This window comes from Streptosporangium sp. H16, from assembly GCF_051918855.1.
In the GTDB taxonomy this organism is placed as follows: Bacteria; Actinomycetota; Actinomycetes; order Streptosporangiales; family Streptosporangiaceae; genus Streptosporangium.
Genome location: NZ_JBPXMD010000019.1, coordinates 153,922 through 179,873 on the forward strand (window position 1 = coordinate 153,922; position 25,952 = coordinate 179,873).

21 protein-coding genes are annotated in these 25,952 nt (G+C 71.0%); 14 read left to right on the plus strand and 7 right to left on the minus strand.

Features of this window, described 5'->3' with window-relative positions; translation table 11 throughout:
* The first annotated feature begins 209 nt into the window (after nt 1–209).
* From ACTOQ2_RS28540 to ACTOQ2_RS28560, 5 genes are all read left to right on the plus strand, one after another.
* The gene (locus ACTOQ2_RS28540) at nt 210–1,199 is read left to right on the plus strand and encodes an AraC family transcriptional regulator (protein ID WP_440103673.1); all 990 of its coding nucleotides are present in this window, start codon (nt 210–212) and stop codon (nt 1,197–1,199) included.
* Between the two features lie 196 nt (nt 1,200–1,395).
* Nucleotides 1,396–2,631 (plus strand): epoxide hydrolase family protein, encoded by a 1,236-nt coding sequence (locus ACTOQ2_RS28545; RefSeq protein WP_440103675.1) that lies wholly within the window; start codon nt 1,396–1,398, stop codon nt 2,629–2,631.
* A gap of 280 nt (nt 2,632–2,911) precedes the next feature.
* A complete protein-coding gene (locus ACTOQ2_RS28550) occupies nt 2,912–3,343 on the plus strand; it encodes a hypothetical protein (RefSeq protein WP_440071913.1) in 432 nt (143 codons plus the stop codon).
* A complete protein-coding gene (locus tag ACTOQ2_RS28555) occupies nt 3,337–3,570 on the plus strand; it encodes a helix-turn-helix transcriptional regulator (RefSeq protein ID WP_440103677.1) in 234 nt (77 codons plus the stop codon). The genes ACTOQ2_RS28550 and ACTOQ2_RS28555 overlap by 7 nt, the downstream gene beginning before the upstream one ends.
* Entirely contained in the window at nt 3,567–4,520 is a 954-nt protein-coding gene (locus ACTOQ2_RS28560) for an NAD(P)-dependent alcohol dehydrogenase (RefSeq protein ID WP_440103678.1), read from the plus strand. The genes ACTOQ2_RS28555 and ACTOQ2_RS28560 overlap by 4 nt, the downstream gene beginning before the upstream one ends.
* 81 nt (nt 4,521–4,601) lie before the next feature.
* Here the strand turns inward: ACTOQ2_RS28560 and ACTOQ2_RS28565 are convergent, their stop codons facing one another.
* Nucleotides 4,602–7,901, minus strand: coding sequence for an ATP-binding protein (locus tag ACTOQ2_RS28565; RefSeq protein WP_440103680.1), 3,300 nt, complete (start codon nt 7,899–7,901; stop codon nt 4,602–4,604).
* Between the two features lie 168 nt (nt 7,902–8,069).
* Here ACTOQ2_RS28565 and ACTOQ2_RS28570 point away from each other — a divergent pair, with 168 nt between their 5' ends.
* The gene (locus tag ACTOQ2_RS28570) at nt 8,070–8,552 is read left to right on the plus strand and encodes a hypothetical protein (RefSeq protein WP_440071916.1); all 483 of its coding nucleotides are present in this window, start codon (nt 8,070–8,072) and stop codon (nt 8,550–8,552) included.
* Between the two features lie 146 nt (nt 8,553–8,698).
* On the opposite strand, the gene ACTOQ2_RS28575 is transcribed toward ACTOQ2_RS28570, so the two are convergent.
* Nucleotides 8,699–9,820 (minus strand): epoxide hydrolase family protein, encoded by a 1,122-nt coding sequence (locus tag ACTOQ2_RS28575; RefSeq protein WP_440103682.1) that lies wholly within the window; start codon nt 9,818–9,820, stop codon nt 8,699–8,701.
* A 252-nt stretch (nt 9,821–10,072) separates the two neighbouring features.
* Between ACTOQ2_RS28575 and ACTOQ2_RS28580 the strand changes: the two genes are divergently transcribed.
* Nucleotides 10,073–11,038, plus strand: coding sequence for a helix-turn-helix transcriptional regulator (locus tag ACTOQ2_RS28580; protein ID WP_440103684.1), 966 nt, complete (start codon nt 10,073–10,075; stop codon nt 11,036–11,038).
* Nucleotides 11,039–11,227: 189 nt separating this feature from the next.
* Here ACTOQ2_RS28580 and ACTOQ2_RS28585 read toward each other — a convergent pair whose 3' ends face one another.
* Nucleotides 11,228–12,055 carry an alpha/beta fold hydrolase gene (locus ACTOQ2_RS28585; RefSeq protein WP_440103686.1) on the minus strand — a complete coding sequence of 276 codons (828 nt, stop codon included), beginning with the start codon at nt 12,053–12,055 and terminating at the stop codon, nt 11,228–11,230.
* 475 nt (nt 12,056–12,530) lie between these two features.
* Here ACTOQ2_RS28585 and ACTOQ2_RS28590 point away from each other — a divergent pair, with 475 nt between their 5' ends.
* The 5 genes from ACTOQ2_RS28590 (at nt 12,531) to ACTOQ2_RS28610 (ending at nt 19,945) form a co-directional block, all read left to right on the plus strand.
* Nucleotides 12,531–13,331, plus strand: a complete 801-nt coding sequence (locus ACTOQ2_RS28590) for a cellulose binding domain-containing protein (RefSeq protein ID WP_440103688.1) — start codon at nt 12,531–12,533, stop codon at nt 13,329–13,331.
* Nucleotides 13,332–13,502: 171 nt separating this feature from the next.
* A complete protein-coding gene (locus tag ACTOQ2_RS28595; protein WP_440103689.1) occupies nt 13,503–14,087 on the plus strand; it encodes a TetR/AcrR family transcriptional regulator in 585 nt (194 codons plus the stop codon).
* Nucleotides 14,084–15,529 (plus strand): MFS transporter, encoded by a 1,446-nt coding sequence (locus tag ACTOQ2_RS28600; RefSeq protein WP_440103691.1) that lies wholly within the window; start codon nt 14,084–14,086, stop codon nt 15,527–15,529. Before ACTOQ2_RS28595 ends, ACTOQ2_RS28600 begins: the two co-directional genes overlap by 4 nt.
* Nucleotides 15,530–15,956: 427 nt before the next feature.
* On the plus strand, nt 15,957–18,389 hold the full coding sequence (locus ACTOQ2_RS28605) for an NACHT domain-containing protein (protein ID WP_440103693.1): 2,433 nt from the start codon (nt 15,957–15,959) through the stop codon (nt 18,387–18,389).
* Nucleotides 18,390–18,817: 428 nt separating this feature from the next.
* On the plus strand, nt 18,818–19,945 hold the full coding sequence (locus tag ACTOQ2_RS28610; protein WP_440103695.1) for an SMI1/KNR4 family protein: 1,128 nt from the start codon (nt 18,818–18,820) through the stop codon (nt 19,943–19,945).
* A 231-nt stretch (nt 19,946–20,176) separates the two neighbouring features.
* On the opposite strand, the gene ACTOQ2_RS28615 is transcribed toward ACTOQ2_RS28610, so the two are convergent.
* Nucleotides 20,177–20,539, minus strand: a complete 363-nt coding sequence (locus tag ACTOQ2_RS28615; RefSeq protein WP_440103697.1) for a hypothetical protein — start codon at nt 20,537–20,539, stop codon at nt 20,177–20,179.
* A gap of 530 nt (nt 20,540–21,069) precedes the next feature.
* On the opposite strand from ACTOQ2_RS28615, the gene ACTOQ2_RS28620 reads away from it, so the two are divergent.
* A complete protein-coding gene (locus tag ACTOQ2_RS28620; RefSeq protein WP_440103699.1) occupies nt 21,070–21,573 on the plus strand; it encodes a hypothetical protein in 504 nt (167 codons plus the stop codon).
* A gap of 190 nt (nt 21,574–21,763) precedes the next feature.
* Here the strand turns inward: ACTOQ2_RS28620 and ACTOQ2_RS28625 are convergent, their stop codons facing one another.
* Nucleotides 21,764–23,413 (minus strand): hypothetical protein, encoded by a 1,650-nt coding sequence (locus ACTOQ2_RS28625; protein ID WP_440103701.1) that lies wholly within the window; start codon nt 23,411–23,413, stop codon nt 21,764–21,766.
* 433 nt (nt 23,414–23,846) lie between these two features.
* On the opposite strand from ACTOQ2_RS28625, the gene ACTOQ2_RS28630 reads away from it, so the two are divergent.
* Nucleotides 23,847–24,053, plus strand: a complete 207-nt coding sequence (locus ACTOQ2_RS28630) for a hypothetical protein (RefSeq protein ID WP_440103703.1) — start codon at nt 23,847–23,849, stop codon at nt 24,051–24,053.
* A gap of 10 nt (nt 24,054–24,063) precedes the next feature.
* On the opposite strand, the gene ACTOQ2_RS28635 is transcribed toward ACTOQ2_RS28630, so the two are convergent.
* Both ACTOQ2_RS28635 and ACTOQ2_RS28640 read right to left on the minus strand, forming a co-directional pair.
* Entirely contained in the window at nt 24,064–24,765 is a 702-nt protein-coding gene (locus ACTOQ2_RS28635) for a GNAT family N-acetyltransferase (protein ID WP_440103705.1), read from the minus strand.
* A gap of 529 nt (nt 24,766–25,294) precedes the next feature.
* Nucleotides 25,295–25,894: a TetR/AcrR family transcriptional regulator gene (locus tag ACTOQ2_RS28640; RefSeq protein WP_440103706.1), complete on the minus strand. Its 600-nt coding sequence runs from the start codon at nt 25,892–25,894 to the stop codon at nt 25,295–25,297.
* Between the last annotated feature and the right edge of the window lie 58 nt (nt 25,895–25,952).

A 25,952-nucleotide genomic window follows, 5' to 3' on the forward strand; every position in this document is an offset into this window, starting at 1 on the left:
CCCGGCGCGCCCGTGGGCCCGCCGTCGCGCCTCGCCCGCGAGGGCTGTCCACTATCGGACATCGTCCTTTGAAGTCTTTGCGTATTTCTCCATAGTCGGCCGGGCCCGGCCGGTGGACCATGTGGGGACCGGCCGCGCGCGACCTCGCGTCGCCGTGCGCATGCGACGGCACGTGCGGACACGTACGGGCACAGAGGGTTGGAGTGTCGATGGGCGAGACGCGAGGGCCGCTCCCGTTAGGTAACAGGCCGGTCTTCGACACCGCGGACCTCGACGAAACCCGCGAGCTGGTGGGCCGGGTGTTCTGCCCCCACCGGCTGGAGCTCACCGGTGACGCCTCCCGGCTGGCCGCGCGGCTCAACTCGGTCCAGCTGGGCACCGTGCGGGTGAACTACCTGGACTACGGGGTGGACGTCCGCATCGAGCCCGGGGAGCTCGAGTCCTTCTTCCTGGTGCAGATCCCGCTGGCCGGGCGCAGCCTGATCCGGTGCGGCGGTCAGGAGATCGTGTCGACGCCGGACCTGGCGTCCCTGCCGTCGCCGTCGGAGTACCTCGACATGCGCTGGGGAGCGGGCTGCCCCCAGCTGATCGTCAAATTCGACCGGCCGGTCGTCGAGGACGCCCTGGAGCGGATGCTCGGGGAGCGGCTCGACCGCCCGATCGTCTTCGATCTGGGCATGGACATGACCGCCGGCTGGGCGCGAGCCTGGAAGGCGATGGCCGACCTGATCGTCAGGGAGGCCGAGCACGGCGACGGGCTCGCCGCGCAGCCGCTGGCGATCGCCCACCTGGAGAACGCCATGCTCTCCTCCCTGCTCACCGGGCAGCCGTCCAACTACCTGGAGCGGCTGAACGCCCCCCGGCCGCCCGCCCTGCCCAAGGTGGTGCGCCGGGCGATGCGGTACATCGACGACCACGCCCACCTGCCGCTCACGACCGACGACGTCGCGCGCGCCGTGGCGGTCAGCGGCCGCTCGCTCCAGGAGGGCTTCCGCCGCCATCTCGGCCTGACCCCGATGACCTACCTAAGGGACGTGCGCCTGGGCAGGGTGCACGACGAGCTGGCGGCCGGCGATCCGGCCAGGTGCACCGTGACGAACGTGGCGGCCCAGTGGGGCTTCCCACACCAGGGGCGCTTCGCCGCCCTCTACCGCGCACGCTACGGCCGGGCGCCGTCACAGACGCTGCGCGGCAACTGACGGCACGCGGCCGTAGCGTGCGCGTCCCGCCGCCGGCCGAAGCGGTCCGGGTCTGATGGAACCCGCCTCCACAGGACCGGGGCAGACCAACCTGTGCGACGCCCCCGGGGCGGATGTGGAAACATCCCATCGTCAGGGCCGTTGAGCGTCCGCGCCGGTGCCAAGGCGGCCGAGTCGCGGCGAAAGGAACCACGCCATGACCACTCCGCACGCCTTCCCCCTGGAGTCCGCCCCCATCCATGTCTCCGACGAGGTCCTCGACGACCTGCGCGCCCGTCTCGCGTTGACCCGTCCGCCGCTGGACGAGGGGAACGGGGACTGGTCCTACGGCGTCCCGGACAGCTATCTGCGTGAGCTGGTCGCCTACTGGCGGGACGGCTACGACTGGCGCGGGGCCGAGGCCGCCATCAACGTCCACGAGCACTACCAGGTGAGCGTCGCCGGTGTCCCGGTGCACTTCATGCGCGAGCCCGGCCGCGGCCCCCGCCCGATCCCGTTGATCCTCACCCACGGCTGGCCGTGGACGTTCTGGCACTGGTCGAAGGTGATCAGCCCGCTCGCCGACCCGGCCGCGTTCGGCGGTGACCCCGCCGACGCGTTCGACGTCATCGTGCCGTCCCTGCCCGGCTTCGGTTTCCCCGGCCCGCTCACCGGCTTTCCCGACGTCAACTTCTGGAAGGTCGCCGACCTCTGGCACACCCTGATGACCGAGACCCTGGGATACGGGAAATACGCCGCCGGGGGCTGCGACATCGGCGGGATCGTCTCCAGCCAGCTCGGCCACAAGTACGCCGACGAGCTGTACGGCATCCACATCGGCTCCGGGCTGCCGCTCGACTTCTTCACCGGCCCCCGCGCCTGGGACTTCGCCCGGAATCGGCCCCTCACCGACGACCAGCCCGACGACGTCCGCGCCCGCGTCATCGAGCTGGACCACCGCTGGGCGTCCCACCTCGCCGTGCACATGCTCGACGGCGCCACCCTGGCCCACGGGCTGAGCGACTCGCCCGCCGGACTGCTCGCCTGGCTGCTGGAGCGCTGGAACGCCTGGAGCGACAACGGCGGCGACGTCGAGTCCGTCTTCACCAAGGACGACCTGCTCACCCACGCCACGATCTACTGGGTGAACAACTCCATCGCCACGTCGATGCGTTACTACGCCAACGCCAACCGCTACCCCTGGGCCCCCTCCCACGACCGCACCCCGGTCGTGCGGGCCCCGGTCGGTCTCACCTTCGTCACGTACGAGAACCCGCCCGGCATCCACACCGCCGGCGAGCGCGTCCGGGCATTCAAGAACGGCCCGCAGGCCGATTGGTTCAACCACGTCAACGTCAACGCCCACGACCGCGGCGGCCACTTCGTCCCCTGGGAGAACCCCGACGCCTGGGTGAGCGACCTGCGCCGCACCTTCCACGGCCGCAGGCCCTGAACGACCCTGCGGGCTCGTCCGGCGACGGGCCAGGCGTCTGCCGCCGGGGCGGCGAGGGCGCCGCCCCGGCGGCGCGAGCCGGAGTGGCCCGGACCCTGCGGCTCTTCCGATGAGGGCGGGCCGGTGTGACCTGCGCCGTCCGGCCGGCTGCGGACGTCCTGGAGCGACACCGCGCCGGGCGCCACGGCGTCGTCGGCCGTGCATGTAAATAAACTTTGACATGGTGTCTGAGACGCTTTACATTGATTGATGTCAGCTTTGTTTTACATGAGGGGCGGGCATGGCCTTCGAGGAAAAGCGCGCCTGGGTGATGATCGTGGTCTCCATCGGCGCGTACACGATCTACGTGGTGACCGTCCTGAGCCGGGCCGGCGACGGCCCGCTCGCCGACGTCGCCTACGCGGGAACTCTGCTGTGGACCATCGGCGGCGCCATCGTCGCCGCGATGGTGGCCCACATCGCGATGGCCGTCGCGGGCGGCCACGGCGCCGACCGCACCGACGAGCGCGACCGCGAGATCAACCAGGTCAGCGAGCGCATCGGGCAGTCGATCGTCATCATCGGCGCGCTCGCCGTGCTGGTCATGGCCATCGCCGAGCTGCGCCACTTCTGGATCGCCAACACCGTCTACCTGGCGTTCATGCTGTCCTCGGTGCTCAGCTCGTTCGCCAAGATCATGGCGTACCGCAAGGGCGGCTTCCAGACGTGGTGAAGCCGACGCGGGTCACCAACGCGATCCGGGCCCTGCGGTTCGCGCACGAGGAGATGACCCAGGCCGAGCTGGCCGACCGGGTCGGCGTCACCCGCCAGACCATCATCGCGATCGAACAGGGTCGCTATTCCCCCTCGCTGGAGATGGCGTTCCGCATCGCCCGGGTGTTCCGGGTCGGACTCGACGACGTCTTCCAGTACCCCGACATCGAAGGAGACCCCCCATGAGGGCGATCGTCCAGGACGAGTACGGCCCGCCGCACACGATGAGCCTCGGTGAGGTCCCGATCCCGGCGCCCGGCGCCGGCGATGTGCTGATCCGGGTGCACGCGGCCGGCGTCGACTACGGCGTGTGGCACGTCATGACCGGGCTGCCGCTCGTCGGCCGCCTCGGCTTCGGCCTGCGCCGGCCCCGCAACCGCGTGCCGGGCATGGACGTGGCCGGCGTGGTGGAGTCCGTCGGCGCCGACGTGACCGCGTTTCGCCCCGGCGACGAGGTGTACGGCCAGGCGACCGGCGCGTACGCGCAGTTCGCGCTCGCCCGCCCGGGCAAGCTCGCCCGCAAGCCCGCCAATCTGAGCTTCACCGAAGCGGCGGCCGTACCCGTCTCAGGGGTGACCGCGTTACGGGCCGTCGGCCAGGTCACCACCGGCGAGAAGGTGCTGGTCATCGGTGCCGGCGGCGGAGTGGGCAGCTTCGCGACGCAACTCGCGGTCGCCGGCGGCGCCCACGTCACCGCCGTGTGCAGCACGGCCAAGGCCGGCCTCGTCCGGTCGCTGGGCGCCCAGGCCGTCATCGACTACACGCGCGAGCCGCTCACCGGGACCTACGATCTGATCATCGACATCGCGGGCATCCGGCCGCTGCCCCTGCTGCGCGGGCTGCTCACCGAGCGCGGCCGGCTCGCCATCGTCGGCGGCGAGGGCGGCGGCCGGTGGTTCGGCGGGATCAGCCGGCTGCTCGCCGCCCGGCTGATCACCCCGTTCACGCGCCAGCGCCTGGACGCGCAGATCGCGCTGACCCGCACCGCCGACCTGGACGCGCTGCGCGACCTCATCGAGGCCGGGACCATACGACCGGCCGTCGGGCGCACGTACTCCCTGGCGGAGGCCTCCACCGCGGTAGGTGACCTGGCGGCGGGCAACGCGCCGGGAAAGCTCGTCATCACGGTCGATTGACCCCGGGGCGCCGGCACCCGGCAGCGTGAAGATGACAGGCGCGTGCGCACCATCCGTCCTTCCTCGAAGACGGTGAAACCTTCAGCCAAGGGCGCGGGCCAGGGACTCGGCTCTGCGGTGGTCGTACGGCGCGGCCAGGCGTTCGGCGGTCGCCATCGCCCGCTCGGCCGCACGCCTGGCCCGCCTTCGCCCGCCCAGGGCGGCCAGGACCAGCGCGAGGGCCCAGCCGATCCGGGCGGCGGCGCCGGGGTTGCGGGCGGCGTACCGGGAGAGGTGCCCGAGCAGGAGGGGGGCCACGGTCCGGTCCTGCCCCGCGTCCCCGAGCAGCTCGGCGAGGCCGGTCCAGCACTCCAGCATGCCGGGCTGCACCGTCGGCAGCCGCTCGGCCAGCGTCAGCGCCTCGGCCAGCGCCGCGGGCGCCCGCGCCGGGTCCAGGCGGGCCGCGACGGTGAGCAGGCGCAGCTCCTGGATCGTGCGGCTCGCCGGGCTGTCGCGCAGGCCGATCTCCTTCGCGTGCGTACGCCGCCGCTCGTGCGAGGCGCGGGCGGCCGCCAGCAGCTCCCGGATCCGCTCCACCGGCACCCCGTCCAGGCGCAACAGCGCTTCCGCCCGGCCGGTCAGGCACCAGTGGCGGCCGATGTCGTCCCCGCCCACCCGCGCGACCGCCAGCTCCTCCGTCTCCGCGTACCCGGCGGCCGCCGTGGCGAACTCACCCTGCCACAGCGCGGTCTCGGCGAGCATGCCGGCGCAGTTCTCGGCCACCCGCGGGTCGATCGTCCGCGACCGTCCCTCCGTGAACGACCGCCTGGCGTCCTCGAAACGGCCCGCGTGGAGCAGGTCGATCCCGCGGGCCAGCCGGGCCCGGTGCACGGCCTCGTCCGGATGGTCGATGCCGGAAAGTGCCTGATCGGCGAGGCTGCCGTAGCAGGTGGCGATCCGGTGGCGACCGGCGAGGCGGGCGATAGTGGCGAAGTTCGCGCAGGACTCGGCGCGCAGGGCGAGGTCGGTGCCGCGGTCGGCGGCGTTGAGCTGGCGCAGCGAGGTCACCAGCATCACGGGGAGGTCCTGCCCGTGGTAGGCGAGCCGGGCGAGCAAGGTCAGCGCCTGCGCGGCCTCGGTCTCGTCCGCGCGGGGTGCGGGGAGGAGGAGGCGGGCGGCCGCGGCCGGCAGGAGGCGGTGGGCGGCCTGGCGGGTGGCGGCGGTCAGGAGAGCGGCCGCGAGGCCGGTGGGGGTGGTGGGGACTGGCTCGCCGAGCGTGTCGAGGGCGGCGCGGGCCAGGCGGGTGGCGGCGCGTTCCCTGGCGAGCTGGTGGGAGCTCACCGCGGCCATCCGGAGCAGGCGGGCCCGCAGGCGCGGGTCCTCCACAGGGCGGTCGAGGTGCTCGCGGACGATCGCCACCGACTCCTCGTACAGGCGTAACCGCAGGCACAACGTCCAGTAGCGGTCCAGGAAGCGCGGCTGCCCGGACACCCGCCAGGCCAGGCGGATGTTGTCCATCTCGACGCCGAGCACGCGGACGACCTCGGCGTCCGAGCCGTCCTGGAGCGCGGTGGCGTGCCGGTCGAGGAGACGGGCGTAATGGCGGGCGTGCCGTTCGCGTACCCCCGGGTCCTCCAGATGGGCGGCGGCGAGCCGCTGGATGAGAGGGTGGAGGCTGTACCGGCCGGACGGGGTGAGCCGCAGCATGCTGTGGTCGACCAGGTGGACCAGCACCTCAGGGCCGGTTTCCGCGACCTCCAGGGCCGCGCGCAGGGTGGCGCCGCCGCCGAACACCGACAACGCCGCCAGCGCCGCCCGCCTCGCCGGGTCGAGCAGCCGCCAGGACGTCTCGAAGACCGTACGCATGCTCGCGTGCCTGGGCCGTGCGGCGGGTCCGGACGTGCAGAGCAGCTCCGTGTCCACGCCGAGGCGTTCGGCCAGGTCGGCGCACGGCACGGCACGCAGCAGGCCGGCCGCCAGCTCGATCGCCAGCGGCAGCCCGCCGGTCGCGGCGCAGATCGCGGCCACCAGCGGGGCCTCGCGCTCGGGGTCGAACCCCGGCCGGGCCTCGAGCGCCCGCGCGACGAACAACGCCTCGGCGGCCGGCTCGGCAAGCCCCTCCACCGGGACGATCACCTGCCCGGGCACGTCCAGCCGCCGCCGGCTGGTCGCCAGCACCCGCAGGCCCGGCGCCACCCGCAGGATCTCCGCGATCACCCCGTCGAAGGACGGCAGATGTTCGAGATTGTCGAGCACCAGCAGCGTCGAGCGACCGGCGAGGGCGGCGAGCAGCAGCTCGGCGGCGGGCCGCGGCGGCGAGAGGTCCACGCCGAGCCGGCGCGCGAGCGTCGTCACGGCCGCCTCCGCCTGCACCCCGGCAAAAGACACGAACGCGACATCCGTCGATGAGGGGGACGCGGCGGCGTGCTCACCGGGCTTCGCGGAGGAGTCGTGCTCACCGGGCTTCGCGGAGGAGGGGACGGCGGTGTCGTTCTTCCCGGTCCCCGTGGAGGTCCTCGCGGGGGAGAGGGACGCGGTATCCCGGTCCTCGGCCTCCGCCGCGGCGATGGCCAGGCGGGTCTTGCCGATGCCGCCCGGGCCCGACAGGGTGATCAGGCGTTCCCGGGACAGCAGGGCACGCAGGCGGCGAATGTCGGACTCGCGGCCGACCAGCTCCGCCCCGGGGACCGGCAGGGCGGCCCGGCGGGCGGTCGCGGGCCGGGACGTGAGGTCCCGGCGGAGCGCGCGGGTCTCGGGTGCGGGATCGACGCCCAGCTCGCGCGCCAGCCGCAGGCGCAGCTCCTCGTAACAGGCCAGGGCCGCGGCCCGGTTCCCGGACCCGGCCAGGGAGGCGATCAGCACCCGGTGGGCCTCCTCGTCGTACGGGTCCAGCTCCGTCACGATCCTGGCCAGCCGCACGACGTGTTCGCAGGCGGCGGGCCCGGCGCGTACGAGCAGCTCGCGCAGCACCAGCCGGGCCCGCCGCCGCTCGCACTCCAGCCACCCGGCGAACGCGGGCGCGTCCCCGAAGGAGAGACCGTCGAGGAACTCTCCGCGCCACAACCGGAGCGCCCCCGCCACCGTCGGGTCCCGGGTGAGCTGCCGGTAGTCCACGAAGCAGCCGTCGCCGGCGCGCAGGCCGACGTGGTCGCGGGTGATGTCGAGCCAGCCGCCCACGTCCCTGCGCAGCTCCGACAGCGCCAGCCGCAGGCTGCCCCTGGCGTTGGCGTCGGGACGCTCGCCCCACAAAAGCCCCGCGAGCTCGGCCCGCGAGCGCGCCCCCGGCGTGGTGGCGAGGTAGCAGAGGAGTGCCCGGGTCTTGGCCGAACGGATCCGCACCGGCCTTCCCCCGACGGCCAGCTCGGGCGTGCCGAGCAGCAGCAGGCTGAAGGAGTCTCCCATGCGAGGACGGTAGGCGCGGGCCTGCCGCGCGGCTGTGTCAGAAGGCGCGGAGACCGTGTGCTCTATGCCGTTGACCTGTGGTCTAACGATGTGCTCACACCACGTCCGCGACTCTGATGCCGCGTTTCGCGACGGTCGCGAAACGTCAGCGTCTCCAGGAGGAGCAGCATGCATTCTCGTAAGGTGATCGCCGCACTCGCCCTGGCCGGAGGTCTGGTGGCGCCGATGGCGCTGGCCGCGACCCCGGCGGCCGCGATGGCCGGCTCGTGCCGCGTGGAACTGTACGACATCGACGCCGGCAACGTGGCCGACCGGGACGGCCGGGACGAGGTCCGGTTCCTGGTCGGCGGGAACCTGTTCCCCACGCTCAACGCCAACTACTTCGGCATGAACGCCGGTGGCGACGGGGACCCCGGCGACTTCGAATACCCGACCTCGATCATCCAGAGCACCCAGGACGTGGACTTCGAGCTGCGCGAGACCGACGGCCCGGCCTGGGGACAGGGCGACCGGCTCGGCACGGTGACCGCCTCCGGCAGCACGTGCGCCGGGCTCGCCACGGGCGCCAGCACGATCATCACGAGGACCCTCACCGGGACCGAGCAGACGGCGTACTCGTACGTGGTCCGCCTTGAGATGATCGCTCTGTAACCGCCCCCGGAGCCGAGGCCGCGCTGCCACCGCGGGGCAGCGCGGCAAGAGCGTCGGCCTCCCACAATGCGAGGAACGCCCTGCTCCTGAAGAAGGAGCATGGCGTTCCCGATCGAAGCTCCGGCCGGGATGCGGTGGCCGGGTGTTCAGCGGACGGTACGGAAGAAGGCGCGCACCTCGTCCACGAACAGGTCGGGAACCTCAAGCGCGGCGAAGTGCCCGCCGCGGTCGTATTCGGTCCAGCGGGTGATGTTGTTGAGCGGTTCGGCGAAGGCGCGGATCGCGATGTCCTCGGCGAAGTTGGCCACGCCGGTGGGCACCTGGGAGGGCGTGGGCCAGTTGCCGGTGTGCATGGACTCGTAGTACATCTGGGCCGAGGACGTGCCGGTGTTGGTCAGCCAGTAGATCATCGCGTGGGTGATGACCTGGTCGGCTCCGATCGAGCCCGCGGGATGGGCCCAGTCGTGGAACTTCTCGCCGATCCAGGCGAGCTGGCCGACAGGGGAGTCGGCCAGGCCGAAGCCGAGCGTGTGCGGGCGGGTGGCCTGGATCTGGAAGTAGCCGTTGCCGTCGGAGAGGAACTGGTTCATCCGGTCGAGCCTGACCTGCTCGGCATCGGTGAGGATCGTGTCCGCGGGCACGTCGCCGAGCGGGATGAACCCGACGGTGGCCGCGTTGACGTGCACGCCGGCGACGTGTTCGGGATCCACCCGCCCGAGGTCGGGCACGATGATCGAGCCGAAGTCGCCGCCTTGCGCCCCGTACCTGTCGTAGCCGAGCCTGGCCATCAGCTCGGCGTAGGCGGTGGCGATGCGGCGCGCGTCCCAGCCCGCCGCGGCCGGCCCGGTGAACCCGAAGTTCGGGTGCGAGGGAATCACGAGGTGGAAGGCGTCGGCAGGGTCGTCGGGGTCGGTCAGCGGCTCGATCACATCCAGGAACTCCGCGATCGACCCGGGCCAGCCGTGCGCGAGGATCAGCGGGAACGCCTGCGGGTGGGGTGAGCGGACGTGCAGGAAGTGCAGGTCCAGCCCGTCGATCCGGGTGGTGAACTGCGGGTTCCGGTTGAGCCGTTTCTCCGTCGCGCGCCAGTCGTATGTCGTGGTCCAGTACTCGGTCAGCTCCTTCAGGTGACCCACCGGCACGCCGCGGCTCCAGCCGACGTCCGGAATCTGGCCGGGCCAGCGAACGGCGGACAGGCGCCGCTGCAGATCGTCCAGCTCGGATTGCGGGATGTGGACCTGGAACGGCTTGATCTCGCTGTTCAACACACGACTCCTCTATGTCGGCACGAAGCGCTCGGCCGCGTGCGTGGGGTGGCGCCCTGGCTGGGCGGGTTCGCCTCGCTGGGCCCGGTCGCGAACCCGCCCGAAGGCCCGTGACCGGTGTTCCGGGCGAAGGCTCCGCCGACACCACGCCGTCCGGCGTCTGCTCCGTTCGGCGGCGGTCAGCGGCGGACACTGAGACGATCATGTCAGCCAAGGAGGTCAGTTACTGTCCTCGTTGCGATGCACAATGGGGGCATGCTTGAGACGTCCGCCCGGTTGCTCCGGCTGTTGTCGTTGTTGCAGCAGCGCCGGGACTGGACCGGTCCGCAGCTGGCCGAGCGGCTGGGGGTGACGGTGCGTACCGTGCGCCGTGACGTCGATCGGCTGCGCGAGCTCGGCTATCCGGTGCACGCCACGATCGGGAACGTCGGCGGATACCGGCTGGGTGCCGGGGCCGCCATGCCGCCGCTGCTGCTCGACGACGAGGAGGCCGTCGCGGTCGCGGTGGGGTTGCGCACCGCGGCCAACGCCGCGGTGGCCGGGATCGAGGAGACGTCGGTGCGGGTTCTGGCGAAACTGGAACAGATCCTGCCTCCCCGGCTGCGATACCGGGTCTCGACGCTGGACGCGGCCATCGTGGCCCAGCACCGGCCGGGCGCGGTCGTCTCGGCCGAGGCGCTGACCACGATCGCCGCGGCCTGCCGCGACCACCTGCGGCTGCGTATGGACTACCGCAGCCATGACGGCACCGAGAGCACCCGCACGGTCGAGCCGCACAAGCTCGTCCACGCCGGGCGCCGCTGGTACCTGGTGGCCTACGACCTCGACCGGGCGGACTGGCGGACCTTCCGGGTCGACCGGCTGCGGACCCGGACCCCGGCCGGCCCCCGGTTCAGCCCTCGCGAGCCGCCCGCCGACGACATCGGTGGGTACGCGTCCTGGGCCGTGGGCGTCGGCCGTTATCGCCACCGGGCGCGGTTCACCATGTACGCCCCGGCGGCACAGGTGGCCGAACGGGTATCGGCCGAAACAGGGGTGATCGAAGCGGTCGACGAGCGCAGCTGCACCCTGTGGGTCGGCTCGGACTCCCTCGACGGGCTCGCACTGCACGTGACCCTGCTCGGCTTCGAGTTCACCGTCCACGAACCGGCCGAGCTCGTCGAGCGCTTCGGAACGCTGCACGCGCGCATCGGCCACGCGCTCGGCCCGTCTGCCGGATGACCGGTGCGTATGCGGGCCTGGACGCCCGGTTTCCCGTCGGCGCCGGGCAGCGTCCCTTCCCCTTCCCGCCGGATGTTTTCTGGAGATCCCGGTCAACACGGGATGGGACAGGGCGACATGCTCGCTGATCGTCATGAATGACGCGTCGTGCCGCCCAGCTGCGACACTTCCAGATGTGCCGCCGCTCGGCTAGCTGCCGAGGAATCTCTCGATCGCCTCGGCGAAGGTTTTCGGAGCGGTGACCCAGGGATAGTGAGCCCCGGGCAGCACGATGCTGGTCCCGCGCGGGAAGATCCCGGCCAGCTCGGCCGCGTGCGCGGGCAGTGGTCCTGGATCCTGCTCTCCCGCGATCACCAGGACCGGCGTGGTGACCTTCGCCAGGCTCGCCCGGGTCTTCTCGGCAGCGGGCATGTTGGTGTGGAAGCGTTTCGCCGCCTCGACCGAGCGTTCGGCGAACCGTGTGGCGTGCGCTTCGGCGGTCTCGTTCCAAGGACTGTAGAAGAACGGCTGCGCCCTCAGGCGCCGGCTCTCATCGCCCGCGTCCCACGCCTTGAGGTCCGGCAGCCTGCTCTCGTACCAGCTCTCATCGGCTCGGCGCTCGATCTGGGCGTACCACTGCTCATCGGTTATCTCGATCCCCACCGGGTGCACGCTCGGTGTGACCAACACCAGGTGCCCTGTCCGTTCGGGATACCGGGCCGCGTAGAGCAACGCCAGCCCTCCGGCCGCCGAATGCCCGAGCAGGTCCATCCGCTCGAACCCCAGACGCACCCGCAGCGCCTCGACATCCGCGACCATGCGGTCCATCGCATACGTGTCTGGATCCAGTGGCGCCGCGGATTCGCCGGTTCCTCGATTGTCCAGCAGGAAGAGCCGACGCTGAGCCGCCAGACCGCCGAGATCTCCCAGGTATCGCGAGGACCGCCCCGGCCCGCCCGGCAAGCAGACCAGCGCCGGACCTTCTCCGCGCTCATGACAGACGAGCACGGTCCCGTCATATGACGTAAAACTGACCATCCCTCCATCCTCGCATCGCAGCCCCCGAAAGCCGTCACGCCACGATCTCGATCTCCAGCCCGGAGCCGACCGGACACCGGAGCCGACCGGACAACCGCCTGCGCGCCTCGCCACTGTCGCCACCGACTCGTAAGCCGTCGCGGACGACCCCGCCGGCGGCGGGTCACCGTCCTGCGAGCCGGTCACTCATCGAGGACGTGCTGATCGTCACCGGCGGCTCGCCGGTCGGGCCGTCGGCGCCGCGTGAATCTTTCATGCGGTTCCGCCTGCCGTCCCCGCTTGGGCGTCGGGTGTGAGGGCGGCGTTTCCCGAGGTCTTGAAGGCCCTTCCCCAGGTCTCGCACGGGCTCCGGGGAGGCGATGACCGTACGGGCGACGACGGTGTCTGTACATCCTCAGAGAACCGTCCGAACCTGAAACCGCCGACGCGGACGGGCGGCGGCCAACGGGGCGTCTCAACGGGAGGTTGGTCATTCGTGAGACTCGGTAAGGGCTCGTCAAGGAACAGGGTTCTGACGTCGGCCGCGGCCACCGCGCTGCTCGCGGCCGGGGCCGTCATAGGCGGCACGGCAACCTCCGCCGACGCGGCGGTCGGTTGCGCTGTGACCTATACCTCGCACACCTGGGGCACCTCGTCGGGCGGCTTCACCGCCTTCATCGACATCACCAACACCGGAGACCCGCTCTCGGGCTGGGCGCTGACCTTCACGTTCCCGAGCACCCAGCAGATCACCAGCGGCTTCAGCGCGCAGTGGAGCCAGAGCGGCCAGCGGGTCACCGCCAGAAACCCCGCCTGGGGCGGATCGATCGGCTCCGGAAGGACCTTCGGCATCGGCTTCAACGGAACCTGGACCGGCAGCAACCCGCCGCCGACGGACTTCGCCCTCAACGGCGTGCCGTGCACGGTCAAGCTGGTGCCGAGTCCCACCCCTTCACCCAGCCCCTCGCCCTCACCCCCGCGGCTGCGGATCCTCATCTCCCCCTCCAACCTCACGGTGCCCGAGGGCGGCACGGCGAGCGTCCAGGTACGGCTCAGCCAGCAGCCCCCGGGCAACGTCATCGTGGGCACCGCGCGGGTCTACGGCGACACGGACCTGTCCGCCGGACCGCCGCTGACCTTCACCCCGGACAACTGGGACGTCCCTCAGCCTCTCACCGTGACGGCGGCCGAGGACGACGACGCGGTGAACGGCTCGGCGACGTTCGACTCCCGCAGCAGCCAGATCACCGGCAGCAGCGCCTTCCTGTGGAACGCCGTCGAGCAGGACAACGACTAGCGCACCCGCCGCCCGCAGCGCCGCACGGCCCTACCGCAGCGGACCGAGCTGACCGTGACCAGGCGTGCCACCGAGGTGTTGAGACAGGCGATGCCCCCAGAAGCGGCATGGGGGCATCCCGTCGGTCCTCGCGCATAGACACTGTCTACTCAACGCTGGTAGACAGTGTCCATGCGCGAGGAGGACGCCGGGCTGCGTACCCGCCTGATAGAGGTCGGCGTGGATCTGGTGACCCGCGAGGGGACGCAGGCGCTGTCACTGCGTGAGATCGCTCGCCGGGCCGGAGTCTCGCACGGCGCACCGCGCCGATACTTCCCCACCCACCTGGAACTGCTCTCCGCCATCGCACGGGAGGGCTTCGCGGCCCTGGGCGCCGAGGTCGTCCGGGCGCTGGGCGACGGCCGGGCGGATCCGCGCGCGCAGCTGACGACGCTGGGCCGGGCATATCTCGGCTTCGCGCTGGCCAACCGCGGCATGTACGAGCTGATGTTCCGCCACGACCTGCTCGAGAGCAACCATCTGGGCCTGCGGGAGGCCAGCCTGCCGCTGTTCCACGTCGTGGTGGATCTGCTGACCCGGGCAGGCCTGCGGCCGGGCGTGGATCCGCGGATCGCCGCGGGCGTGCTGTGGGCGAACGCGCACGGCATCGCCCAGCTGTGGGCCTGGGGCAGCCTGCAACTGACCACCGGATCGACCGAGCTCGAATCGCTGCTGCGGGCCGCGCTGGAGGCGCACCTCGGGCCGGAACCGCGGTGAGGCCGGGACGCCACCGCCACCTCACGCTGGCCGGCAGCGTCACGGGGGCGGCCATCGTCGCTCTCGACGGAACCGTGCTCACCATCGCCCAGCCCGCCATGCAACGGGACCTGTACGCCTCGTTCGCGCAGGTCCAGTGGACCAGCACGGGCTATCTCATCGTCGTGGCCGCCCTGCTCGTCCTCGCGGGCAGGCTCGGCGACCGCTACGGTCACCGGGAGGTCTTCGCCGCCGGGACCCTGGGCTTCGCCGCCACCTCGGCGGCGATCGCGCTGGCGCCCGGCATCGGCTGGGTCATCGGCCTGCGCGTCGCCCAGGGACTTTTCGGCGCGCTGCTGCAACCGGCCACCCTCGGGATGCTCCGTGCCGCGTTCCCGCCCGACCGGCTCCCGATGGCCATCGCGGTACGCAACAGCGCCATCGGCCTGGCGGCCGCCGCCGGCCCGCTCCTCGGCGGCGCGCTGACCGCCCACTTCGGCTGGCGTTCGGTGTTCCTCCTGAACATCGCCCCCGCGCTCGCGATCGGCGTGGCAGCTCTGGCCGTCCGCGCGCCGGCACCGCGCGACCCCGACCCCGACCCCGGCACCGGGGTCGGCACCGGGGTCGGGGCCGGCCGGCTCGGACTGACCGGCGCCTGCCTGCTGGCCGCGGCCCTGGCGTGCCTGGTCCACACCCTGGTGGAGGCACCGCGCACGGGATGGACCGCGGGCACCGCGCTCAGCCTGACCGCAGCCGTCGCGGCGGGCGGCGCGTTCGCCCGGCACCAGCGGATCGCCGCCCACCCGCTGATACCCCGGCACGTGCTCGCGTCGGGGACGCTGACCGCGGCGCTGGCCGTCCTGCTGACAGCCGCCGCGGCGATGTTCGGGGCACTGTTCGTCGGCAGCTACTTCCTGCAGGAGGTCCTGGCACTGGACCCGCTGCAGACTGGGCTGCGCATGCTGCCGCCGGCGGTGACGATGGTGGTCGGCGCGCCGGTCGCCGCCGTGCTCCTGCGCCGGCAGGGTCCCCGCCGGACGGCCCTGGCGGCGACGGCCCTGGTCAGCTTGGGAATGCTGCTGTTGGCCGGCGTGGACCGGCCGACGGCTTCGCCGGTGATGACGGGGGCGTTCCTCATGCTGGGTGCCGGCTTCAGCACGGTGATGGTCACGGCGACGGCCGTCGTCGTGCAGCGGGCATCCGCCGATGACGCGGGGGTGTCCGGCGGACTGAAGCAGACCGTCATGAACATCGGCCCGGCGCTGGGCATCGCCCTGGCCACCACGTCGATCACGCTCATCGCGCCCGGCCTGGCCGCCGGACAAGCCGGTGGCGGGGGACCGCGGTGGACGGCCGCGGCCTTCGGCGGCGCGATGGGGCCCACGCTGCTGCTTCTCGCCGCCGTCGCTGCGCTCGGCGTCCCGGCGGCGGCCAGGCTGCCCTCTCACGCCACCCGCCGATAGCGGCGGCGGGCTGCCGCGTCACCTGCAACGGCCTCCTCCTCCCGAACCTGTCCCCAACCCCGAAGTAAGCCGCTCTGCTGAGGGCGCGCTGGGCAGGATGAGGCGGCCCTGGCCGGCGTACGGGCCTTCCTGCCCGTACGCCGGCCGCGTTGCCCGGCGACTTGACCCTTCGCAGGCGGCTCAGGCGTGCGACAGCCGCTCTGTGAGCAGGGCTCGCAGCTCCAGGTCCTTGCTGATCGCGGTGACGCCGCCCCAGTAGCTGTGGCGGCGGTCGTCGGCCAGCACATCCCTCATGATGGCCAGATGGCCCTCTGGCGGAGCGTCGACGCCTGTTCGTCTGAAGCGGCCGAATCAGGCGTTGCGCGGGAGGTGATCGTCTTGTCTACTGAGACGTATCTCTCGTCGATGAGCGTGAAGGGCCTGCCTCATGCGCCGAACGCCGACCTTTGTATGGATCGTCGCGGGAGAGCTCATCGGCGTTCTCCTCGGCATCACGATAAACGTCGCCACCGACACCATTCCGCAAGCGCTCCAGCCGTACCTATGGGTGGCGTGGCTAGTGATCCCGCTTCTCACGCTCCTTCTCGGATGGCGTCGCGCGAGGGAGGCCGCCCGGGAGACCCGGCCGGAGGCCGACGAAGACCTGCTGCTGCGGGAGCGCCGCGAGATCCTACGGAAGGTCCGGAGGACCTGGATCGCCGGCTTCCTGGACCATGCCTACGAGCAGACCCCTCGCCTGGAGATCGGCTTGATCGACGATCCCGGCGCCGTGGTCAGGCCGTGGAATCCGCTGGTGCGGGAACTCGGGCCCGCAGCGTCGCGCCTGCCGGCGGGCACCCGCCCCGTCGAGGTCTTCTCCCGCTTCGGGGGAAGATTCCTGATCCTGGGCGAGCCCGGCACCGGGAAGACGACGTTCCTGCTGGAGATCGCGAAAGGTCTGCTGGAGGAAGCCGGGGACGACCGCCCCATCCCGGTCGTCTTCCACCTCGGCTCCTGGACCCGGGGCACGAGATCCCTTGGCGACTGGCTACACGACGAACTCACCGGGGTGCGCTACAAGGTGCACCCGGACGCCGCTGCGGCGTGGTTGAAGAAGAACGAGATCGTCCCCTTGCTCGACGGCCTGGACGAGGTGACGCCCGAGCTGCGAGTCACGTGCGCGTCGCAGATCAACGAGTACATCCGCCACAGCGGGGCGGCCCCCCTCGTCGTCTGCAGCAGGACCGCGGACTACGCGGCGCTCGGCATCAAGCTCGACATCGACGACGCGGTCCGCCTGGAGCCGCTGAGCCGGGAGCAGGTCGCCTCCTTCCTGGAGCAGCTGGGCGAGCCCTTGGACGGCATCCGCACCGCCATCGGCTCCGACCCCGTGCTCTGGGACCTCGTGAGGACCCCGCTCATGCTGCACGTCGCCGTCGCCGCCTACTCCGGTGTCGCCGTCGTCGCGCCGCCGGACCACGCCACGGTCCGCACCTGGCGGGCCAAGCTCTTCGACGACTACCTCCACCGCATGTTCGGGCGCAGGCGGCTCAGGCCCGAGTACACGGAGGCCACGTCCCTGCGCTGGCTGATCTACATGGCCCGCGACCTGGCCCGGGGCAGGAACGTCGTTTTCAGCGTCGGCGCGCAGGCTGGGGAGTGGCTCCCAGGAATCGGTCGGCGACGGTTCCTGTTGGTGACAGGTGCGAGCATCGGCGGCCTGACCTTCGGGTCTTTTATCGGCGCGCTGGGCTGGACCTTCCTCGGGCCGGTCATGGGCCTGGTCCTCGGGGCTGCCGCCGGGCTTTTGATCGCCTGCCTGGCGGTCAAGGACGGCTTGCTGGGTGTTCCGCTGCCGGCGTCGGCACGCCCCGCTCCTCCGCGGATGACGCCGGACGACCTGGCCTTCGTCGCCGGGAGCGTTCCCGTCTTCGGCATCGCCGGGGGAGTTGTCGGCCTCGTGGCCGGGTTGTTCGCCGGCGACGTCCTGGCCACCGCGATGCGCGGAGTCGCCGGCGGCTTGATCGTGGCGGTGGCGGTGTTATTCGGGGAGGACCAGGTGGAGAGCGTGAAACGCCACTTCCACGGCGCGCCGTACGCCATCGGGGAGATCCCCCATCAGGAGACGAGCTGCCGGCCGGGCCCCTTGCTCCGCCGTTTCGCCCGGTTGTTCACGGTGGGAGCCTTGGGCGTGGCGGCCTTGCTGACGCCCGTTCTCGGGTGGTCGGGAATCGCCGTCGGCGTGCTTTTCGGACTCACCCTGGGCTATTGGCGCGCGGGTATCAATCTCCTTCACCACTATCTGGTCCACGGCCTTCTCGCCGTCGCCGGGCTCGTGCCGTTTCGGTATGAACGGTTCCTCGTCTTCGCGTGCGACCGCGTCATCATGCGAGACGTCGACGACGGCCATGTCTTCATCCACCGGCTGCTGCTCGAGCATCTCGCCAGGCAGGGCATCGCCGAGGACGACAGGCGCGGGTTCGACGGCCTCCGGCCCGTCGACCTCGATCCGGCTGAGACCTTCCGCTCGTGTTTCGACCTGCTCGACCGCGGTGACGTCGAGGGGGCCCGATCCTGTTTTTTGTGGGCGGTCGACTACGACGAGTCCCAGGTCCCGCTCGCGGAGGCGGTGGTCCTGGGAGAGCGGCTGCTGCGGCTCGTCCCCGACCGGCGAGGCCGTGAGCACGTGATCAGCGGCGGCGCCGGCCTGCGCTTCCGGCGGTTCACCGCCACGGAAACCGCGAGGACCGCGGAGATCGTCCTGGAGTGGGCGGCCGCGCACGAGGCGCCCGAGGCCGAAGCGCTGCTCGCGCGGCTGCGCGGCCTCGATCTCGACGCGCTGGACCGCTCGCTGGTGAGCATGCCCCTCGACGACCTCTGACCTCCTCAGGCGCTCCCGCTCCGATACCCTGCCCTTTGCCGTGGCCATAGGAGTTCGAGGCCGGTCGCCAGATGAGATTCCTGGTTTTCTGCCGGAGCGGTGGGCCACCACGCGGTCGCTCGTCGTACAGCGGCCACCAGCCGGGTACGGGGCTGAGGAACAGCGGAACAGCCACCGGCGGTCAGCCGCTGCGTCGCAGGTCGCGGAAGGCCATGCAGGATGTCGGGCCGGTGTTTCCCGGGGCCGTGCTCTGGCGTCAGCGCGCCCTGAACGCCGGGCTCTTTCGCGTTCGACCAGCTTACGGCCACAACAAGCAGCAAGATTTTTCTCATCGCCGATGGCTGTTCCGCTGTTCCCGGCACCGGCGATGTCGGTGGCGCCTGATGGAATTCGCGGGACCAAATAATGCGACGCCGTAGGAGCCCGCCGTGGACCGTCATGCATGGAAGCAGTTCCTTCAGCGCTGGAGCGAGGAATGGCGCATCGCCCACCCCGACGAGGAGCCGGACGGCGAGCCCTGGCTCGGGTGCTCGCCCGCCACCGAGGACGAGGTACGCGCCCTGGAGTCGCGTCTAGGATGCGTTCTGCCCCCATCATTCCGGGAGTTCTTACTGGTCACCAACGGCTGGCGACACGCGGGCAACTTCGTCTGGAGCCTACGCGGCACCGAGGAGATCGGCTGGTTGACCGATCTGGAGCCGATGTGGGCTGATGCCTATGCCGACGGGGATGAGGAGGACGCAGAGCCCGCGGCGGCACGATCGTTGCTGATCTCTCTGGAGGCGGACGCCGGTGTTGTCTACCTCGACCCGGGCGACGTCGACGAGCGCGGTGAATGGGCGGCTTACGACGTGTTCTCGTGGACGGCCATGGGTCCCGAGCGGCATGGCTCGTTCTACGAGAAGATGCACGGCTTCTACACCGGATTCCACGCCCTCGACCGCCCCTCATGCGAAACCCAGCGTGAGTGGGACGTCATGGTCGAGGATGCTCGGCTGGCGAGCCTGCGCGGCGAGGTGGAGCGACCGCTGGCCGTCTTTGCGCAGGCCGCGCGTTTCGGCCGTGACCGTGCCTCGTTCCTGCACTTCCAGATGCGGACCTTGTTGAGGGAGGAGGACGACGATCCGTTCCACCGGCTGCTCACCCACGGCGACACCCGGTCGTGGACCCTCGACGAGGACCTGTTCACCGCGCAGGCCCTGCCGCTGCTGTTCGCCGCGCACAAGCGGGCCCGCCGCTTCGGCTCCGGCTCCACCGCCCAGTCCTTGTGGGACCGCGGTCCACAACGGGTCAAGCACTTGCTCGGCCGTTATCAGGAACGGCAAAAAGAGCCGGGATTTCGGCTCTGCTTCGGCAACCCGGAGTTCGACGCGGCCGCGTACGCCGCTCTCGACGCCGGTGACGAGGCATGGCCGCGCCTGCGTGACGCCCTCATCCACTGGCGGCCGCTGCATGAGGACCATCTCGCACCGATCGCCCTGCTGGCCGATCCCCGGGCCGCCCGCCTGATCACGCCGGAGCGCGGACGTGAACTCCTGGCCACGAGACGGTGCTGAACGCAGGTCAATTTGCCGCCGTGAAGTCGGTTGCGGCGGCGCGTGACTCGTTCCGCCGGCGGTGGCCCGGGAATCAACCACCGCCACGGGGGCGGCATCGACGAACACGAAACGTCACCATCAGGCCCATGGGAACGACAACTCGCGACAGTTGAATAGACGAGCCCACCAGTATCAATCCCGTGTGCTGCCGTGTTTCGGTGGCACCCCGTATGGGCTCGTGCCGCCGCCCTAACGGGTCTCGGTGCGCGACAGCGGCGACATGGGCAGCGGGACCACACAATTGCCCGAAGCGGTCGCCTCATAGATCCACGCCGAACCGTCGGGCGCGGTGTAGAGGTGCCTGGTGGTGACGGACACACCCGAGCAGACTTCGCCCGCCGCGGCGGCCTGCTGGTTCAGCGCGGTGCGGGCGTTGCCTTCGGCGGCCCTCTTTCCCGCATCCGGGCTGGGGCCCCAGCCCGAGGAGGTGGCCGAGCGATAGGTGGCGGCGAGGGCGGTGGGAGCGAACAGCGCCGCGCCGGCGGTCAGCGTCAGGGCGATGACGAGGACAAGGCGCAGAACCCGGGCAGGATGACGAACGCTGAGTGCCATGGTGTCCCTCTCGCGGGAGGCCGGAGGTTCGAGATTGTCACCATAAGACCGGGCAGGCCGGACCGACCAGCGCCGAAGGCGCGGGCAGACATCCGCGCACGTCGAGACTGAAATTTTCACGCAAGCCCGCGACACAAGCGGCGAGCGGGCCTCTTAACTGGTACTGAACAATGTGCCCGGGTCGCGCGGCTGCCGTCTTCGCGCCGCTGCCGGTCAATGGCGCCATGATGTCGGCGATGTACGTGATAACGATCCTTTATTCGATACATGGGGCTCGATCCGTCCGGCGCGTTCCCGCGCCTTCCCTTCAACCCTCCGAGCAGCGGGAATGCGATCCCATGCACGATCGAATGTGGGTTTTGGGCCTATGCGGACTGAGCCTCTTCCGGCGCGTGGGAGGCGATCGGTCAGTAGGTATTTGGGCCGGTACCGGGCGCGCATTTCGGCACAGACCGGAGGGGGGCGAGGCGCTTTCCTTGGGTCATCGGCCCGATGGGGGCCGGGATCACCGAATCGAAGGACTGAATGAAATGCGTCGTCACATCGCCGCCCTCGCCCTCACCATCGCCGGTTTAGCCGGCATGGTGTCCCTGTCCGCTCCCGCCCAGGCGGCCGCGCCGATCACCGTGACCGTGAGCCTCGGCGGGCTGTCGGTCACCGGCACGACCGGATCCGACCTGATCACCCTGGCCGAGGGCACCGGCGGAGCCATCAAGGTGACCGGGGCGGGCGTCACCTCCAGCGACAGCGACTGCCAGCCGATTTCCGGCGGAGTCAGCTGCAAGAACGCCGGCACGATCATGGTCAACATGCGCCAGGGCCACGACATCGTCAACAACGACACCGTCAACCGGTTCACCGAGATCTTCGGCTCGGCCGGCAACGACACCCTCTGGGGCGGCAGCGGCCGCGACGTCCTCGTCGGCGGCACCGGCGACGACTTCCTGCACGGCCGTGGCGGCAACGACACGACCGACGGCGGTGCCAACATCGACACCTGCACCGGCGAGACGGAGGAGAACTGCGAGCTCTGAGCGACCGGTCTCACGGGAGAGGGCCGGTAGCGGGCCGGGCGTCCGACGGGACGCCCGGCCTTTTCGGGAACGCATGCTCCGTCCTTTTTGGCTCAGGCCGGCTGAGCTGCGCTGACGAAGGTGTTGTAGAAGCCGGGGCTTTAGCTGTGGATGACCGTGCCCGGCCTGATGGCCGGGCACGGCCGTCAGGTCACTCGACCAGGATCTGATAAGTGGCCTTGGCCGGCCCGGCCGTGGCCTCCCCCGACCACAACGCGAGGTAGCTGTACCTGCCGGCGATGGCGGGCGTGTCGGTGAACGTGTACGTGCCGTCGGCGTTCACGCTCACCGGCGGCAGCTTGACGCTTCCAGCGCTGACGTTGTCGACGTACACGTCGCGCTGCACGGTGAGCGTGGCCCCCGGCGAGGGCGGCTCGCCACCCGCCGTCAGCACGCCGGTCAGCTCCATGGCCGTGCCGACGACGCCTGATTTCGGTCCGTCCATGGTGAGGGTGGACACGTGCCTGACCGTCACGGTGACAGAGGCGCTGCTTCGGCGGTAGCGGTCGTCGCCGTCCCAGAACACCAGGTAGGTCACCTCACCGACGTCCGGCGGCGTGTCCTGGAAGGTGAACGTGCCGTTCTTCTGCGTCGTCACGCCGGTGATCGGCTCTTTCGTCCCGTCGATCGGGCGCCGGGTCACCGTGAGCGGCTTGAGCCCGAGCGCCTTGCCGTCGGTGCGGGTGAGCCGCCCCTCGACGGTGACCGGCGAGCCGAAGAACACGCGCGCCGGGGCCGTCACCGTCAGGGTGGACGCCGGCAGCGCGACGCCCGTCACCCGCCACAGCAGCAGCCGGCCCGCGGAGCTCCGCAGCAGCACGAAGACGTCCGGGCCGGAGAACGCGACGCCGTCCGGGAGCAGTTCGGCGTCCGGCTGGTCGGCCGCGAACATCGCCGCGCCGGTCGCGGCGTCGTAGAGCGTGAGGTCGGTGCTGCCCCACTGGCGTCCCGCGGCGACGTAGGCGCCGCCCGCGCCGAGCGCCACGGCCGACGGATACCCGTCCCAGTCGTCGCCGTAGGTGCCGGTCGCCGCCAGGGTCGTGGTGTCGTACCTGGTGAAGTGCCCGGGGGTGTCGGCCGCGGCGAACAGGGTGGTGCCGTCGGAGGTCAGGGCGAGGTCGCGCAGGTGGTTCATGCGCCACTCCTCGCCGTCGATCGTGCCGCGCGGTTCCGGGGTGCCGCCGCCGACGTCGTAGACCAGCATGTCGGCGTGGTGCAGGCCGGTCCGTCCGACCACGAGCGTGTCGCCGGCGGCCGCGAGCACGGGAGCGCTCAAGTGCTCGCCCCCGACCGCCACCGGCGCCGGTGCGGCCGCGCCCAGATCCAGGCCGACGACGCCGCCATGGCCGTCGTCGCACCCGTGCCCCACCCACAGCCGCTCGCCCAGCAACGCCAGGGTGTGCGGGCACGGGTGGGCCGATAGGTCGATCCGCCGGGTGACGGCGAGGCTCGCGGTGTCGATCTCGGCCACCTCGTTCGAGCCGGTGAGTGCCGCGTACAGGCGGGTGTCGTCCGCGTTCATGGCCAGCTCGCGGACGCCGGACAGGCCGGTGACGACGCCGCCGGTGAGGTTTCCGCCGGTGTCGGCCACGATGATCCGGTCGTCGGCGGCGACGAACACCCGGCCGCCGCCGACGGCCAGGTCGGCGGTGTGGGAGTCGAAGATCACCCCGAGGTCGGTCGTGCTGTCGGCCGCCGAGGCGGCGGGGGCCGCGACGGTGAGCAGGCCGGTGAGCAGGCTGGTCAGCAGGCCGGCGGCGCCGCAGTGAGCGGCTAATCGGCGAACCAGTGGGTGGCGCACGAGGACCTCCTACACAGATGGGAACATACGTTCTAATAACGTCTTATGGGTGCTCCCACGTCAAGATCGGCCGACCGCACGACACCAAACCGTGATCAAGTACACCCCGCCCCGGTCGAGAGAACGAGTTCTCGGGGGCCTCACCTTGCGGACGTTCAAGGTCGGTGACGTCCGGCCGGGGGAGGAGCCGTCCGCGCCCCCTGCGGTCGCGGCGCAGGACCCGAACACGAGCGGACCCCGCAACCAGGCCGCCGGTCGTGACCTGGGGCCTTCTACGCCCGCTATCGCGTGTTCATCAGGGGAACCCGCGAAGGAGGAGTGCGGAACAACCCCTCCAACGCCTTCTACGTCAGAATCAGGCCCGGTACCCCGTAATCCACCCTCCACCAGGAGGGGGCGTCTCGCGAGACGCCCCCTCCTTCGAGAGGCGGCCATGCAGTCACCGACCTACCTGCACGACCTTCTGGTCTCGACTCTCTTCACCGAAGGGCTCGACGCTGATCCGGACCTGTGGCAGCTGGGATTCAGCGCCATCTGGATCGAGGGCGCGGACCTCGACGCCCTCGCCCGAGTCTTCTCCTTGGACATCGCCACCGACTGGTTCCTGGCGCAACACTCGCGCATCCGACCCATCTCCTGACCGCGCGCGCTCAAGCCCGGAGCGCACCGCCGGCCAAGCCATCGGCGCGGTGGTTCGGTGCGTCCGGGGAAGTGCTCGTTGTCGGTTGATGGATGAGCAGGGCCTCGGCGCCGACCGGAAGAAAACCCGCAGACAGGAAGGCCCGTACGCTGGCGGCGTTGCCCGGCGCCATCTGTGCCCACACCGCCTGCCCGGCATCGAGGAGGTGGCGTCCCGCTCGCGCGAGTTGTCTACCGAGGCCTTGGCCGCGGTGGGCGTCCTCGACCTCGATGGCGATCTCCCAGCGGCCCGCCACCCCCTGTCCAAGCAGCACGACTCCTCCGTCGACCTGCCATGCTCGTACCCCGTCGCGATGCCGGAGGGCACGGCGTACGCGGGGGTGGTCGATGCCGGTGATCTCGACCAGAGGCAGCGGGGGCGGGCCGGTCAGCGCGCCGGCGACGGCGAGCAGGTCCAGGTTGTCCACCCGGCGCCCGGTCCGCTTCTCCAGGGCGCGCAGGAACGGCGGGTTCAGCGGGGCGGACACGTCGTCGGCGGGCAGCAGGCCGCGCATCCATTCGCGATCGACATCGGCGAACACCACGCTGTGCGCGGTGAAGGCGATGACCCCGCAGTCGCGCGCACTGGGCTGGTCCACGAACTCCACCACGCCATCAGCATCGGGGAAGGTCCCGCGGGCGACCTCCTCCAACAGCTTTCTCAGCTCGTGCACGCCTCACCCCCTTCGCCGTGACGCGCAAGACATCCACGACCTTGCAGACCCGCCCCATCCTGGAGCCCAGCTCGCTGACTGTCACCCCTTATGGAGTACCGAGGCGGGCCGGCGCGGTCGCGGCCGCCGCCCGAGTGGCCGTCTTACCGGCCCCACTCCCTTCGCCGCGGACCGGTGTGTTCGTGGCGAGCAGGCGGGTGGCGGCTGATGCGGTGAAGGCCGACGCGTGCGACGGGCCAGTCGACTCCACCTCCCAGGTGACCGCCTCGATGCGGCCCTGCTGGGTTTGTTCGTTCAACACGCTCGCCGGATGACGCTCACCCGAGCCCGCCCCAACATCACCGGCGCGGCTGCGGCCGGGCTGATCTGGATGTCGGCTTTCTTCAGCATCGCTTGATACGTCGGGTGTGAGGCGGCGCGGGTGAATCAAGTACAGGATCGCCTCGGTCGACGTAGTCCCCGTGCGGATCGCGGTCGCGCCTCGAGGTCTGCGACTCCGCAACGTACCGGTTCGGCGAGTGGGCACCGGTCAGGGCACTGGCCAGGCGGCCATGGCCAGATCCGCGGTGTCGGTGAGTTCCGCCGCCGTGGCGCCGTCCCGTGCACGCTGGGACATGCCGTGCATGACGGCGGTGAAGTACGCGGCCAGCTTCCGGGGGTCGGCTGTCGCCGGTATTTCGCCCTCTTGCTGGGCGGTCGTCAAGCGCTTCTCGAAGGTATCGACGTTGGCGTTGCGCAGGTCGCGCATGTAAACGGCGACATCGACGTCGGCCGCGGCCGCGCTGCAAAGCAGGTTTCCGGCCGGTGTCTCGGGGTCGGTGTACATCGCCGCCGCATCGAGCAGGATGCGGCGGAAAGCATCGAAGGCCGTGGGCTCCCTCGCCATGGCGGCCCAGATGAACTCTCCGGCCGGGGAGCGGCCGTACGCCTCGATGACTTCGTTGAACAGAGACCTCTTGTCCCCGAACGCCGCGTAGAGGCTGCCGGGCCGGATGTTCATCTCCCGGGTCAGGTCGTTGATCGAGGTCGCCTCGTACCCGTTCTCCCAGAACAGGCGCGTGGCGGCAGCCAGCGCCGCCGCCCGGTCGAAGGTCGGCGGCCGGCCCCGCCGCGCTTCTGGTGTGTCCATGTCCCCATTCTAGATCGATCGCTCAAGAGTGGCCCGGCAACTTTTTGGTCGATCGCTC

Excerpts from the sequence above, each read along its gene's own strand:
- ACTOQ2_RS28540 (WP_440103673.1), top strand. The coding sequence starts at position 210 with ATGGGCGAGACGCGAGGGCCGCTCCCGTTAGGTAACAGGCCGGTCTTC.
- ACTOQ2_RS28545 (WP_440103675.1), top strand. The coding sequence starts at position 1,396 with ATGACCACTCCGCACGCCTTCCCCCTGGAGTCCGCCCCCATCCATGTC.
- ACTOQ2_RS28550 (WP_440071913.1), top strand. The coding sequence starts at position 2,912 with ATGGCCTTCGAGGAAAAGCGCGCCTGGGTGATGATCGTGGTCTCCATC.
- ACTOQ2_RS28560 (WP_440103678.1), top strand. The coding sequence starts at position 3,567 with ATGAGGGCGATCGTCCAGGACGAGTACGGCCCGCCGCACACGATGAGC.
- ACTOQ2_RS28565 (WP_440103680.1), bottom strand. The coding sequence starts at position 7,901 with ATGGGAGACTCCTTCAGCCTGCTGCTGCTCGGCACGCCCGAGCTGGCC.
- ACTOQ2_RS28570 (WP_440071916.1), top strand. The coding sequence starts at position 8,070 with ATGCATTCTCGTAAGGTGATCGCCGCACTCGCCCTGGCCGGAGGTCTG.
- ACTOQ2_RS28580 (WP_440103684.1), top strand. The coding sequence starts at position 10,073 with ATGCTTGAGACGTCCGCCCGGTTGCTCCGGCTGTTGTCGTTGTTGCAG.
- ACTOQ2_RS28585 (WP_440103686.1), bottom strand. The coding sequence starts at position 12,055 with ATGGTCAGTTTTACGTCATATGACGGGACCGTGCTCGTCTGTCATGAG.
- ACTOQ2_RS28595 (WP_440103689.1), top strand. The coding sequence starts at position 13,503 with ATGCGCGAGGAGGACGCCGGGCTGCGTACCCGCCTGATAGAGGTCGGC.
- ACTOQ2_RS28605 (WP_440103693.1), top strand. The coding sequence starts at position 15,957 with ATGCGCCGAACGCCGACCTTTGTATGGATCGTCGCGGGAGAGCTCATC.
- ACTOQ2_RS28615 (WP_440103697.1), bottom strand. The coding sequence starts at position 20,539 with ATGGCACTCAGCGTTCGTCATCCTGCCCGGGTTCTGCGCCTTGTCCTC.
- ACTOQ2_RS28620 (WP_440103699.1), top strand. The coding sequence starts at position 21,070 with ATGCGTCGTCACATCGCCGCCCTCGCCCTCACCATCGCCGGTTTAGCC.
- ACTOQ2_RS28630 (WP_440103703.1), top strand. The coding sequence starts at position 23,847 with ATGCAGTCACCGACCTACCTGCACGACCTTCTGGTCTCGACTCTCTTC.
- ACTOQ2_RS28640 (WP_440103706.1), bottom strand. The coding sequence starts at position 25,894 with ATGGACACACCAGAAGCGCGGCGGGGCCGGCCGCCGACCTTCGACCGG.